Genomic DNA, 12,421 nt, shown 5'->3' with positions numbered 1-12,421 from the left:
AATATTCAGCGACAGGATTCGTCATGGCCGGGCTTGTCCCGCCACGACGAAACGCGAGCATCGGAGGGGGCAACGCCCATCCACAGCCCGCTACGTCCTTGAACCCACAGCAGAACGTGCCCATATTGCAGATCAAGGGGTGCCAGTACGGGCCCCGACACACCAAAGTCGCTTCTGCGAGGACTTTGTAAACTATGTCTCGTGTTCCAACGCTCTCCAGTCCCTTCCTGCTGGGCTTCGACGAGATCGAGCGCGTGCTCGACCGCGTCGTCAAAGGCGCCGACGGTTACCCTCCCTACAATATTGAGAGGTGCGGCGGCGCGGACGGCCAGCCCGAGCGTTTGCGCATCACGCTGGCGGTCGCCGGATTCACCCGCGATCAACTCGATGTAACCATTGAGGAAAACCAGCTCGTGATCCGCGGGCGGCAGCAGGACGACAAGTCCCGGCAGTACATCCATCGCGGCATCGCCGCGCGCCACTTCCAGCGCACCTTCGTGCTGGCGGAGGGGATGCTGGTGCTGGGCGCGGATCTGAAGAACGGGTTGTTGTCGATCGATCTGGCCCGACCTGAACCGGAAAGGATCGTTAAGACAATCGCTATCAATGAGCACGAATAATGGAACGAGTAGCGGACTCGACCGCTTAGTGTTCCAGAGGAGTCGAGACCATGAGTGAAGGTCACGTTGCGTTCGAATACGAAGCCAAGAACGTCTCTACAGAGACGCTGGCAACCCTGGGCGAAGGCCATATCGCCTATGTGAAGCAGATCCGCTCAGAGGACGTGCCGGGCCTGTTCCCCGAGGCGCCCAAGATTGCGCCGGGCCTCAAGCTTTTCGCGCTCCATGCCGCCGACGGCACGCCGATCATGCTGACCGACAGCCGCGAAGCCGCGGTCGCGAATGCCTGGAGCAACGAGTTGCAGGCGGTGAGCGTGCACTAAAGCGCGCGCGTCGCACGAATAGAGTTTTGGCGGGCATGCCTTCGCAAGAAGGCGTGCCCGTTTTCGTTTGAGAGGTAGCGTTTTCGCGTCGCCATGCCAGCCAACGGAATTCGGCGATGGCCCTGTCGTGCGGCAGGGACATTGCATATGGATGACCGCACGATGCGGCGGCATCGGCGGTAGGCTCCCTCCTCCCGCTTGCGGGAGAGGGTTGGGGAGAGGGTGTCTCCGCAAAGGGGCGACCCCCAAGAGGAAAGAACCCTCGCCCGCCGCGCGCGGGACGATGCTTCGCATCGCCCGGGGCGCGTCGGCCTCTCCCGCAAGCGGGAGAGGCGGCGCAAGCCCACGGTCCTCGCGAAATCCATATCGATCCCTGCGCGTGCGGGGCAGCCCTGGTTCCTGCGCGTACAAGACCGTCATCAATCCGTGATTTGACATTTCATTCGTGTTTGTCAAATCTGACAAAATGCAAGCCAAGGCCCCTCCCCAGGACCGGATCCTCGACGCCGCCTTGCGCGTGTTCCGGCGCCACGGCTTCCGCCGCTCCTCGATCGAGCTGGCGGCGGAGGAAGCCGGGCTGACGCGGCAGGCGCTCTATCATCACTTCGCCTCCAAGGAGGCGCTGTTTCGCGCCGTGCTCGAGCGGATCTACGAGCATGGGCTCGCGGCCGAAATCGCGGCGGCGCAGGCGGCGGAAGAAGCGGGCCTCGATCTGGCCGACATCCTGGTCGCAGAGATCGGCGCGCGAATGCAGTCGCTGCTGGCTTCGCTCAAGGACTCGCCCCATACCGAGGAGCTGTTTTCCGAGCACCTCGCGCAGGCGCGCGACCTCTACCAGAGCTATTCCATCCGCTTCGCCGACGAGATCGCGACCACGATCGCGCGGGTGTGCCGCAGGCGAAAGCTCAAGCTCGAAAGCGGCGTCAGCGTGCGCGAGCTCGCGCGCTGCGTCGAGATGGCGATCCACGGCACCAAATCCGCTTTCCCGTCCATGCAGCCGGTCGACGCATTCCTGAAACAGCTCGAGACCATGCTGCGCATGCTGATCGCCGGCGCGATGGCGCCGTCCGCAAGGAAGTCCCACCGCAAAACGGGAGTTCGAAAATGACCAGCACGACCATCAATGGACGGCCTCTGGTGCTGCCCGACGATCCGGATGCGCTCTTGATCGACGTGATCCGCGAGGGCGGCCTCACCGGCACCAAGCTCGTCTGCGGCTCCGGCGTCTGCGGCGCCTGCACCGTGCTGCTCGACGGCGCGCCTGTGGTGAGCTGCCTGCTGCCGGCGCAGGCGGCCGCGGGCAAATCGCTGACCACCATCGAGGGCGTGGGAGCAGCCGGATTGCATCCGGTGCAGAAGGCGTTCATGGCGCACGACGCCCTGCAATGCGGCTTCTGCACGCCCGGCTTCGTCGTCGAAGCCACCGCGTTCCACGACAGCTGGCGCGCGACCAAGGGCACGGCAACACCCTCGCGCGAGGAGATCGCCGCCGCGTTATCTGGACATCTCTGCCGCTGCGGCGCCTATGAAGGCATTTTTCGCGCGGTTGCGGAGGCTTGCTCGGGCCGCTTCGACGGCATTGAGCCCATCGCGCCGCGGCTGGAAGCCCGCGACAAGGTGACGGGACTGGCCCGCTACACGGTCGACATCCACCAGGACGGCCAGCTCGAAGGCGTCATCCTGCGCGCGCACGTCGCGCATGCGAGGATCACCGGGCTCGACCTGGCGCCAGCGCGCGCCATTGCCGGTGTCGCCGCGGTCGTTCCGCTGCTCGACGATGACAACATGGTCCGCTTCGTCGGCGCGCCGATTGCGGCCGTCGCGGCGAGGGATCGCCGCACCGCACTGAAGGCCATCGCCGCGATCAGCTTCGAGACAGAGCCCTTGCCCGCGGTGATCGGGCTCGATGCAGCGCGACGCGACGATGCGCCAGTCGTGTTCGAGAAGAAGAACCGCAAGCGTGCCGGCAACGTGTCGGAGGGCGCCGGCGGCGCTCCGGTGTCGTGGAAGGGCAATGTGCGCGGGCCTTCGGCGCCGTTCTCGCAAAAGGCCAAGCAGGCCAAGAGCTGGCTCGACGAGGCGCGGGCGCAACGCAATCCGCTGTTGGTCGAGGAAACCTTCCGCGTCTCGACGCAACAGCACGCAAGCCTCGAACCACATGCCGCCGTGGCCAGGTTCGATGGCGATCAGCTGATTGTGCACATCTCGACCCAGGCCGTTCACGAGAACATGGAGAAGATCGCCAAGCGTTACGGCCTTCCGCACGACAAGGTGCGTGTGATCGCCGATCACGTCGGCGGCGGATTTGGATCCAAGGGCAGCGTTGGGGTGGAAACCATCGCCGCGATCGAGCTTGCGCGCGCCGCGAAGGCGCCGGTGCGTGTCGCGTTCGATCGTGAAGAGGAGCTTTCCGTCGCCGGCTATCGTCCGGCCGCCGAGCTGAAGCTGTCCCTGCTGCCCTCGGCGGAAGGCCGCCTCAAGGCGCTGTCGCTGACCGCCCATGCCGATACCGGCGCCGCCGTGAATTCGCTGATCGCGGGCCTCGCGCGGCTGATCTATCCGGCCGAGGCAAAGGAGCTCGTCGACTTCGACGTGCTCAGCAATTTGCCGCCCGGCGCGCCGTTCCGCGGCCCCGGCGGTCCGCCGATGTCGTTTGCGCTGGAGCAGGCGGTCGACGAAGCGGCGCTGCGCATGAAGGTCGATCCGATTGCCCTGCGCAAGCGCTGGGACCCCGATCCCAACCGTCAGCGATTGTACGACTGGGCTGCCGGCCTCGACGTCTGGAAGAACCGCAAGCCGGCGGCATCGCAGACCGGCCGCTACCGGCGCGGCGTCGGCGTCGCCACCGGCTACTGGCTCTATCTCTGGCAGACGGGCTCCTCGGTCGAACTCGCGGTCAAGGGCGGCCGCCTCGTCGCAAGCTGCGCGGTCCAGGATATCGGCACGGGCACGCGCAGCGTGATCGCGAACACCGTCGCCAAGGCGTTCGATCTCGAGCCGCAGGACGTGGACGTGCGCATCGGCCGCTCCAACCTGCCGCGAGGGCCGGGCTCCGGCGGTAGCCGCGTCACCGCCTCGGTGGTGCCGCCGACCTTGCTCGCCATCGACAAGCTGAAAGCGGAAATCAAGCGCACCGCGTCTCGCACACCTGCTCCGGGATCGAACGCGCCGTGGCGCGAGATGATCGCGGCTTCCCCCGATATCGCCGTGTCGGCGAGACGCCAGGAGGACGGCAAGCCGCCGCCCGGCGTCAGGCCCGCGCTGCACGAGGCGGGCATCATGGGCCGGGTGTTCGGTTGGGTGCTGCGTCTGATGAACCACATGGTGGTCGGCGCCGGCGTGCCGAGCTCGGTGCAGGTGATGGAGGTCGAGGTCGATACCTGGCTCGGCCATGTGCGCGTGCTCAACGCCTATACGGGCCTCGCGATCGGCAAGCTCGCCGCGCCGACGCTGGCGCGAAGCCAGGCCGCGGGCGCGGTGATCCAGGGCATCGGCTACGCACTCTATGAGGCGCGGGAGACCGATCCTTCGAGCGGCCACATCCTGAGCGGCAGCATGGAGGATTACCGCATTCCGGGGATGGCCGACATGCCGAAACTGGAGGTGCATTTCGACGAGGCCGGTTTCGAGCATGTGCCGGGCGGCAGCGTCGGCATCGGCGAAGTCGGGACCGTGCCGACCTCGCCCGCGATCGCCAACGCGATCCGCGATGCGATCGGCGTGAGGCTGACCGAAATTCCGTTCCGGCCCGATCGCCTCGTGGCCGCGCTGAAAGGGAGGGATGCAGCATGAGCGTCGCCGTCATGACTGCCAAGCCCACTGCCACGCCCACGCCTGAATTCCGCGCCGGAGGCACCGACTTCAGCGAACGCCGCCGCAGCGGCGTGTCGCAGGGAGCGTTGATCGACATCTCGGCCACCGGCGACACGACGATCACCTGGGGCGCAGACGGAGCAGCCCGCATCGGCGCGCTGACCACTATCGCCACGATCGCGACCGACGCGCGCATCGCCGCTGCCTATCCCGGACTTGCGGCGAGCGCGCAAGGACTCGCCACGCCGCAGGTGCGTCACGTGGCAACGCTCGGCGGCAATCTCGCGCAGCGGTCACGCTGCTGGTATTTCCGCCGGGCCGACATCGATTGCCTGAAGAAAGGCGGCAGCACTTGCCCTGCCCGCTCCGGCAATCATCTCTATGGCGTTGCCTTCGATCTCGGCGACTGCGTCGCGCCGCATCCCTCGACCATGGCGGCGGCTCTGCTCGCCTATGATGCGACCATCACCACGGACCGGCGCAGCGGACCGACGATTGCCGGCCTGCTCGGCGACGGCTCGGTCTCGCACGCCGATCATACGCTGGCAGCCGGCGAGATGATCGAGCGCATTGCGCTTCCGGCTCCGCTTCAAGGCGAGCGCGCTGCCTACAAGCGCGCGATCAGCCGGACCCATGCGGAGTGGCCGCTGGTGGAGCTCTGCGCCCGCGTCGTGATTGCCGGCGGCAAGTTCGAGCTCGTGCGTGTCGCTGCAGGCGGCGTCGCGCCCGTGCCGCTTCGGCTTACCGCCGTGGAAGTCCAGCTCAGCGGCAAGATGGCCAACTCGGCGTCGATCGCAGAAGCGGCGAAAGCGGCGACCTCAGGTGCCAAACCGTTGCCGATGACGGCCTACAAGCTCGATCTTCTGCAAGGGCTGGTGCGCGACGTGCTGGAGCGGCTTTCGGATTAGCTGGTCGCGCACGCGGGCATCCTCACACGTTGCGTGTTCCAATGATCTCGGCGCGGCGCGGCGAAGCTCAACGTCCGAACGCTTTCCGCTTCAGCGCGTTGCGGGGATCAGCGCCCGGATGATCTCAGGCTTCCAGGCTTGGCGCTCGGTGTCGAACGCCGCAAAATCGTGGTCGAACTGCCAATAGGCCCAGGCCCAACCAAGCCGCTCCGCACTGCGTGCCATGAACGACAGATACCTGGCGCGGGCTTCGGATGGGGCAGCCTCGTAGACGCCGAACTCGCCGAGATAGATCGGGCGCTTTTCCCGTTCCGACCAGACGCGCATCTTCTCGAAATCGGCGCGCGCCTTTCGCTCGTCCTCCGGCGTGCCCCAATCGAGCGGCCCCACCCGCGAAAAGATGTCAGACCACGGCGCGCCCTGATGGGTGAAGCGCAGCGGCGAGTAATAGTGAAACGTCACGATCAGGTTTCTGTCGTCCGGCGGCAGGGCCAGCTCCTCGACCGGCATCTCGTCGACGTTGAGGATGGCGGCAATGACGGTCCGCGTGGGGTTGGTGGCGCGGATGATGCCGAGGCACTCGTTCAGCAGAGTGTTCCAGGCGGCGGACGTCATCTGCCCGCCCGGCTCGTTGAGCACCTCGAAGACGAGCTTGGGATATTTTCCGGCATAGCGCTCGGCGATCTGCCTCCAGAACGCTTTCAGCTTCTCGGCGCATCCGGGCACGTCCTGCTGGCAGACATGCGTATCGTGCTCGTCGAGGACCGGGATGAGGTTCCGGGCCAGCACCTCCTCGATCACGGCATCGAGCCGCCTGAGGACGATTTCATCCAGCTGATTGCCGGCACCCATGAACTTGAAGCCGAAGAAATTGATCCGGACGTGCGAGAAGCCGGCCCTTTTGATCGCAGTGAGGTTGTCCAGACGAAACGGTGCGTTGCGGCCTCCCTCCCAGATGCCGTCATAACCGAGGATGTTGATGCCGCGCTTCAGTTTCGGGGGAGCGGGCGCGGTGCCCTGCCCGGCTGCCTCGGCCGGGGAGAAGAGCGCAAGCAGCGAGATCGCCAGCGCGAGGACGAAAATGACCGGCCGACGGGCGCAGATCGCCTTCATCCTGCGTGCTCCATCAGTGCAGGGCTCGCTTTCGGTACCGGCCTGCACACGGCGAAGAAGAATGCGACGAGCAACACCGCGGTGAACATCGTCGAGCGAAGGAACATCGTCTCCGTGAAGTTCGACTGGAAGCTCAGGACGACGAAGCCGATGATCAGCGCGCAGTGGAAGCGATCGATCGACCGGGTCGCGATCAGATACAGGACCTTCTGCGAGAACAGACAGACGCTCGTGACGAACAGAACATATCCGAGAAATCCCGTTTCGATCGCCACCGCGATGTAGCCGCTGTGGTAATTGTCGAGCACCCAGCCATGGCTCTGGTTGAAATAGTCGTAGATCGCAGGGCGCGTCCAGAAGCCGTTGATGCCGAAGCCCAGGAGCGGCGCATCGTTGAAATGGCCGATGGCGTACTGCCAGATGAAGGTCCGCTCGGTCAGATTGATGGTCTGTTCACCGAGATGGATGGAATCGTAGCCCGTCACATAGAAATACAGGAACAGCAGGGCGGCCAGCACGCACATGACGACCGGCAGCACCGCGTAGACTTTCATGCAGCGGATCGACCACATCGAGGTCACGAGCAGCGCACAAGCGGCGATGGCAACGGCGCCGGCGCCGCGGGATTCCGAGGCGATGACGCATGTCGAGGCCAGGAGAAAGGTCGCGAGGAAGACGAACCAGCCCTGGCCCGTCATCTTCTGATAGCAGGCAAAGAACATCAGATAGGCGCTGATGAAGCCCAGCGTCTGCTTGGATTCATATATTCCCTGCCACTGGCCGTTGTGCATCCAGCTCTGGTCCACGCCGATCTCGGGCACGAAGACCGCACACAGGGCCGAGGCAGCGACCAGGATGAAGAGCCCCAGCGCCGTCGACCCGACGATCTCGTCGATGTCGATGCGCGTGACGAGGCAGTACGCACCGAAGGTCGTCACCGCGAGTGCGGCGCTCTTCATGAACGCTGCGGCGCCAAAGCCGGCCCAGAGCACCGACATGATCGCGAGCGCATAGAATGCGACCAGCGCGATGAGATCGGGGTTGGGCTGCAGTCGCAGGCGTGGATGCACGAACGCACTGGCGTAGATCAGGACGGCCCACATCAGGAGCGCAACGGCCTGTTGCACGAAGCTCCATTGAGCAGGCAGCAAGGCGGGATGGAGGACGCCCATCGACGCGATCACGTTGACGGTGATCGAGCCGCGGATCACCCCACTGGCAAGCTTTTCGACGCCGGCGGGGCGCGCAGCCGCGATCGCGCTCTCGTATGCCTCGGAATCCGCGACGCTGTGCAGGCTGGCCATCGGCTGACCTTCCTGATGCACGGTTAATATTTTGCTTAATGCACATCGCGACCACCTTGGCGCGGGGCGAGCGTTCCCAGGGGCTCTAGGTTTATCCGATGGTTACGCCGCGGTCGCCGGCGGCAGCGCCAGCACCGAATAGATCGCCTGGGCATCGCGTGAGGCGCGGAGCTTCTTGGCGATGTCCTGGTCGCGCAGCAGGCGGGCGATGCGGGCGAGCGCCTTGAGATGATCGGCGCCGGCGCCTTCGGGAGCGAGCAGCAGGAAGACGAGATCCACCGGCTGGCCGTCCATGGCTTCGAAATCGATCGGGCGATCAAGCCGAGCGAACAGGCCGAAGATCTTTTCCAGCTTGGGTAGCTTCCCGTGGGGAATGGCGACGCCATAGCCGACCGCGGTGGTGCCGAGCTTCTCGCGCTGGAGCAGGACCTCGAACACCGCGCGCTCGTTCTGCCCGGTCAGCTCGGCGGCCTTGGCCGCGAGCTCCTGCAAAGCCTGCTTCTTGCTGTTGACTTTCAATGCCGGGAGAATCGCCTCGGGTGCGACCAGATCGGTAATCGGCATGGAGGCTTTCCGAGGTGAATTAAACCGTCAGGTTCCGATTTGGCCAGCTTGATAGACCAAGCTGGGCCGGCGTCAATAACATGAAGCAGGAGGGGGACTTAGCGCCAAGGTCCTGCCAAGTGCAGATGTGGGGGGCTTCTACTCCAACGCAATCCCGGTGCCAACTCCCGCATGCGTCTTTGCCCCCGTCATTGTTAAGAACCGGGAAGGTACGGCGCCGGCGGCCCTAGCCGCCCGCCTGGCCGTCCGCTTTCGCCCCCGGCGGGTCGATCCAGCCCACATTGCCGTCCGCGCGGCGGTAAATGATGTTCACCCGGCCGGACGAGCCGTGCTGGAACACCAGACAGGGGGCGCCGCTGAGGTCGAGTTCCATGACCGCTTCGCTGACCGAGAGCTGCTTCAGGGAGGTGGTTTGCTCGGCGATGATGACGGGACTGTAGCCGGCGGCGTCCTCTTCGTCCTCGCCCGGCGCTTCCAGCACATAGCTGGTGGCGTCGAGCGCGGCCATCGCCTCGGAGGCGGCATGGGCCTTGCGCGCGGAGCGGTCCTTGAGCCGGTTCTTGTAGCGACGCAGCCGCTTCTCGATCAGCACCAGCGCCTGGTCGGCGCTGGCATAGGCATCCGGCGCGTTCGAATCGGCCTCGAGCGTGATTCCCGAATCCAGATGCAGCGCGCAATCGGTACGAAAGCCGAAGCCATCCTTGCTGAGCGTGATGTGGCCGGAATAGTTGCCGTCGAAATACTTGCGCAACACCTCGTCGGTGCGCTCGGCAACGCGGCCGCGCAGTGCCTCGCCGACGCTGATGCTCTTTCCCGAAACCCGGAGAGTCATTTGATGCCTCGCTTGGTTGATTGCCTAGCTTGGATCGATCGCGAAAGGGAGATGAGAGTAGCGCGATTTCGCGCCAGCGCAATCAGGCCGGCTCGGTGTTGCGCGAGCGATCAGACAATGCGGTGGAGAGGACGTTACCAAGAGCGCTCTGCTTGTCGCGGCGGCGTTGCACCGAGGAGGGTATGCGCATGGCTTCGCGGTACTTCGCGACCGTGCGGCGGGCAATATCAATGCCCGAGGCGCGCAAGCGTTCCACGATGGTGTCGTCCGAGAGGATCGCGGAAGGCTCCTCCGAATCGATCAGCTGCTTGATGTGATGGCGCACCGCTTCGGCCGAATGCGCCTCGCCGCCGTCGGCCGAGGCGATCGAGGCCGTGAAGAAATATTTCAGCTCGAACGTGCCGCGATTGGTGGCCATGTATTTGTTGGCGGTGACGCGCGACACCGTGGATTCATGCATTTGGATGGCGTCGGCGACCGCTTTCAGGTTCAGCGGCCGCAGATGCGCGACGCCGTGGGTGAAGAAGCCGTCCTGCTGGCGCACGATCTCGGTCGCGACTTTCAGGATGGTGCGGGCGCGCTGGTCGAGCGCGCGCACCAGCCAGGTCGCGTTCTGGAGCGCGTCGGTGAAATAGGACTTGTCGCCGTCCTTGCCGACTTTCTTCGACAGCTCGGAATAGTAGGTCTGGTTGACGAGCACGCGCGGCAAGGTGTCGCTGTTCAGCTCGACATGCCAGCCGCCGTCGGGACCCGGGCGGACATAGACGTCGGGCACCATGGCCTGCAGGCGCGCCGAGCCGAACTTCATGCCGGGCTTCGGATTGAGGCGGCGGATCTCGCCGATCATGTCGGCGATGTCCTCGTCATCGACGCCGCAGAGCTTGCGCAAGGACGCGATGTCGCGCCTGGCGAGGAGATCGAGATGCTCGACCAGGGCCTGCATCGCCGGATCGTAACGATCGAGCTCGCGCAGCTGGATCGCCAGGCATTCGCTCAAGGAGCGCGCGCAGACGCCGGGCGGATCGAATTTCTGCAGCACGGCGAGGACGGCCTCGACGTCCTGTTGCGAGGCGCCGAGCCTCTCGGCGGCCTGGCCGAGATCGGGCGGCAGATAGCCGGCCTCGTCGACAAGGTCGATCAGATACTGGCCGATCATGCGCTGGGCGGGCGCGGTGAAGGCGACCGACAGCTGCTCGGAGAGATGGCCCGACAGCGTTGTCTCGGCCGCGACAAAGGCCTCCAGATTGTAGTCTTCGTCACCGGAGGCGCCGCCGCCCCATTCGGTATAGGTGGTCGGCGCGGCATCCTGGGCGTTACGCGCCGCAGCCTCGGCCGGCTCTTCGGAGAAGACGTTGTCGAGGCCGGTGTCCAGGGTCTGCTCGATCTCGGCGCGGGTGCCGAGATCCTTGCTCATCCATTCGTCCTGGCCCGGCTCGAAGCCGTCGGCGCTGCCGCCGAAGCCGTCCTCGCCCTGACCATCGCCCCCCTCGGAATCGCTATAATTTCCGACCTCGGCGGGAGCTTCCCCGACCGGGCCCTCGTCACTGGCCCGTTCCAGCAGCGGGTTCCGCTCCAGCTCTTCTTCCACGAAGGTGGTGAGATCCAGGTTGGACAATTGCAGCAGCTTGATGGCCTGCATCAGCTGCGGCGTCATCACCAGCGACTGCGACTGCCGGAACTCTAGTCTCTGCGTAAGCGCCATGAAGCAAGAACCGTTCCCAAAATTGGTCCGATTTTTGCTTATCCTAGTCTGAGCCCGATGTACACGTCTTGACGAAACGCAAAAACGGGCTAGAGGCGGAATTCCTCGCCAAGGTAAAGGCGGCGCACATCCGGATCTGCAACGATCTCATCCGGAGTTCCCTCGGTCAAGATTTCCCCGGCATAGACGATATAGGCACGGTCGGTGAGGCCGAGCGTCTCGCGGACATTGTGGTCGGTGATGAGCACGCCGATGCCGCGATTGGTGAGATGGCGCACGAGATCCTGGATGTCGCCGACCGCAATCGGGTCGATGCCTGCGAAGGGCTCGTCGAGCAACATATAATTCGGCCGCGTCGCCAGCGCGCGCGCGATCTCGACGCGGCGGCGCTCGCCGCCCGAGAGCGCGATCGACGGCGATTTGCGCAGGCGCGTGATGTTGAACTCGTCGAGCAGCGAGTCGAGCTGCTGCTCGCGCTTCTTGCGCGATGGCTCGACCACTTCGAGCACGGCGCGGATGTTCTGCTCGACGGTGAGGCCGCGGAAGATCGAGGCTTCCTGCGGCAGATAGCCGATGCCGAGCCGCGCGCGCTGATACATCGGCAGCTTGGTGACGTCATGGCCGTCGAGTTCGATCGCGCCACGATCGGCCTTGATCAGGCCGGTGATCATGTAGAACACGGTGGTCTTGCCGGCGCCGTTGGGGCCGAGCAGACCGACCGCTTCGCCGCGGCGCACATAGATGCTGACGCCGCGCACCACCTGGCGGCTTCCGAAGGCCTTTTCCACGCTATGCACAGCCAGGAAGCCGGGCCGCTTCAGCAGCTGCGGGCCGCCGGCGCCATTGGAGGCGGCCGCGCTCCGGACCGGGTGGCCGGCCTGCGGACGCGCCCCAACCTGGTAGTCGGCCTCATAGCCGGCCTGGAACTGATCAGGAGCGCGCATCGACTGGTCCCGGGCGATCGGCGGCCCATCCCTGACGGGACTGGGCACGAGGCCGCCGACGCCGTCACCGAGCGCGGTGATGTCCCGGCGCGCAAATCCTGGCCGGCCGCGCTTGGCGGGGCGCCGACGGAACATGCTGAAGAGATCGACCATCCCGCCTTCCAGCCTTGCGCGGTTCTCGCGCAGTTCTTGCCCGATGCTCACGCGATCTGCCGCCCCGGCGCGATTCGCCGGTGCAGCATGAGTGAAGGGATGTCTCATGCCCAGTGAAACACGCCCGAAAAGCGGCGAACCCCGC

At 65.3% G+C, this 12,421-nt stretch carries 11 protein-coding genes; 5 read left to right on the top strand and 6 right to left on the bottom strand.

The features are described from left to right. Positions 1-194 precede the first annotated feature (194 nt). From AC3WLX_RS33635 to AC3WLX_RS33615, 5 genes are all read left to right on the top strand, one after another. Positions 195-620, top strand: a complete 426-nt coding sequence (locus tag AC3WLX_RS33635; protein ID WP_018323442.1) for an Hsp20 family protein — start codon at positions 195-197, stop codon at positions 618-620. A 50-nt stretch (positions 621-670) separates the two neighbouring features. Next, positions 671-943, top strand: a complete 273-nt coding sequence (locus AC3WLX_RS33630; RefSeq protein ID WP_291619230.1) for a BQ00720 family protein — start codon at positions 671-673, stop codon at positions 941-943. Between the two features lie 466 nt (positions 944-1,409). Beyond that, positions 1,410-2,051, top strand: a complete 642-nt coding sequence (locus tag AC3WLX_RS33625) for a TetR/AcrR family transcriptional regulator (protein WP_291619229.1) — start codon at positions 1,410-1,412, stop codon at positions 2,049-2,051. Further along, on the top strand, positions 2,048-4,735 hold the full coding sequence (locus AC3WLX_RS33620; RefSeq protein ID WP_492339175.1) for a molybdopterin-dependent oxidoreductase: 2,688 nt from the start codon (positions 2,048-2,050) through the stop codon (positions 4,733-4,735). Before AC3WLX_RS33625 ends, AC3WLX_RS33620 begins: the two co-directional genes overlap by 4 nt. Beyond that, positions 4,732-5,664 (top strand): FAD binding domain-containing protein, encoded by a 933-nt coding sequence (locus tag AC3WLX_RS33615; protein ID WP_291620043.1) that lies wholly within the window; start codon positions 4,732-4,734, stop codon positions 5,662-5,664. Before AC3WLX_RS33620 ends, AC3WLX_RS33615 begins: the two co-directional genes overlap by 4 nt. A 90-nt stretch (positions 5,665-5,754) precedes the next feature. On the opposite strand, the gene AC3WLX_RS33610 is transcribed toward AC3WLX_RS33615, so the two are convergent. The 6 genes from AC3WLX_RS33610 to lptB all read right to left on the bottom strand — a co-directional run bounded on the left by AC3WLX_RS33610 (position 5,755) and on the right by lptB (position 12,276). Further along, the gene (locus AC3WLX_RS33610; protein ID WP_492339174.1) at positions 5,755-6,777 is read right to left on the bottom strand and encodes a glycoside hydrolase family 5 protein; all 1,023 of its coding nucleotides are present in this window, start codon (positions 6,775-6,777) and stop codon (positions 5,755-5,757) included. Next, complete coding sequence (locus AC3WLX_RS33605; protein ID WP_492339173.1) at positions 6,774-8,081, bottom strand: O-antigen ligase family protein; 1,308 nt, start codon at positions 8,079-8,081, stop codon at positions 6,774-6,776. The genes AC3WLX_RS33610 and AC3WLX_RS33605 overlap by 4 nt, the downstream gene beginning before the upstream one ends. A 102-nt stretch (positions 8,082-8,183) precedes the next feature. Next, positions 8,184-8,645, bottom strand: coding sequence for a PTS IIA-like nitrogen regulatory protein PtsN (ptsN, locus tag AC3WLX_RS33600; protein ID WP_063681444.1), 462 nt, complete (start codon positions 8,643-8,645; stop codon positions 8,184-8,186). 226 nt (positions 8,646-8,871) lie between these two features. Then, entirely contained in the window at positions 8,872-9,477 is a 606-nt protein-coding gene (gene hpf / locus AC3WLX_RS33595; RefSeq protein WP_492339172.1) for a ribosome hibernation-promoting factor, HPF/YfiA family, read from the bottom strand. A gap of 82 nt (positions 9,478-9,559) precedes the next feature. Further along, positions 9,560-11,179 carry an RNA polymerase factor sigma-54 gene (gene rpoN / locus AC3WLX_RS33590; RefSeq protein ID WP_492339171.1) on the bottom strand — a complete coding sequence of 540 codons (1,620 nt, stop codon included), beginning with the start codon at positions 11,177-11,179 and terminating at the stop codon, positions 9,560-9,562. A gap of 89 nt (positions 11,180-11,268) precedes the next feature. Next, positions 11,269-12,276: an LPS export ABC transporter ATP-binding protein gene (lptB, locus tag AC3WLX_RS33585; protein ID WP_291620090.1), complete on the bottom strand. Its 1,008-nt coding sequence runs from the start codon at positions 12,274-12,276 to the stop codon at positions 11,269-11,271. Positions 12,277-12,421: the final 145 nt, after the last annotated feature.

This window comes from Bradyrhizobium sp. FW305-F6 (assembly GCF_058782905.1).
This window is presented reverse-complemented; position numbering and strand designations above follow the sequence as displayed.

Bases quoted from the DNA above. Each gene is read 5' to 3' on its own strand.
- AC3WLX_RS33635 (WP_018323442.1), top strand. From the start codon at position 195: ATGTCTCGTGTTCCAACGCTCTCCAGTCCCTTCCTGCTGGGCTTCGAC.
- AC3WLX_RS33630 (WP_291619230.1), top strand. From the start codon at position 671: ATGAGTGAAGGTCACGTTGCGTTCGAATACGAAGCCAAGAACGTCTCT.
- AC3WLX_RS33625 (WP_291619229.1), top strand. From the start codon at position 1,410: ATGCAAGCCAAGGCCCCTCCCCAGGACCGGATCCTCGACGCCGCCTTG.
- AC3WLX_RS33620 (WP_492339175.1), top strand. From the start codon at position 2,048: ATGACCAGCACGACCATCAATGGACGGCCTCTGGTGCTGCCCGACGAT.
- AC3WLX_RS33615 (WP_291620043.1), top strand. From the start codon at position 4,732: ATGAGCGTCGCCGTCATGACTGCCAAGCCCACTGCCACGCCCACGCCT.
- AC3WLX_RS33610 (WP_492339174.1), bottom strand. From the start codon at position 6,777: ATGAAGGCGATCTGCGCCCGTCGGCCGGTCATTTTCGTCCTCGCGCTG.
- AC3WLX_RS33605 (WP_492339173.1), bottom strand. From the start codon at position 8,081: ATGGCCAGCCTGCACAGCGTCGCGGATTCCGAGGCATACGAGAGCGCG.
- ptsN (WP_063681444.1), bottom strand. From the start codon at position 8,645: ATGCCGATTACCGATCTGGTCGCACCCGAGGCGATTCTCCCGGCATTG.
- hpf (WP_492339172.1), bottom strand. From the start codon at position 9,477: ATGACTCTCCGGGTTTCGGGAAAGAGCATCAGCGTCGGCGAGGCACTG.
- rpoN (WP_492339171.1), bottom strand. From the start codon at position 11,179: ATGGCGCTTACGCAGAGACTAGAGTTCCGGCAGTCGCAGTCGCTGGTG.
- lptB (WP_291620090.1), bottom strand. From the start codon at position 12,276: ATGGTCGATCTCTTCAGCATGTTCCGTCGGCGCCCCGCCAAGCGCGGC.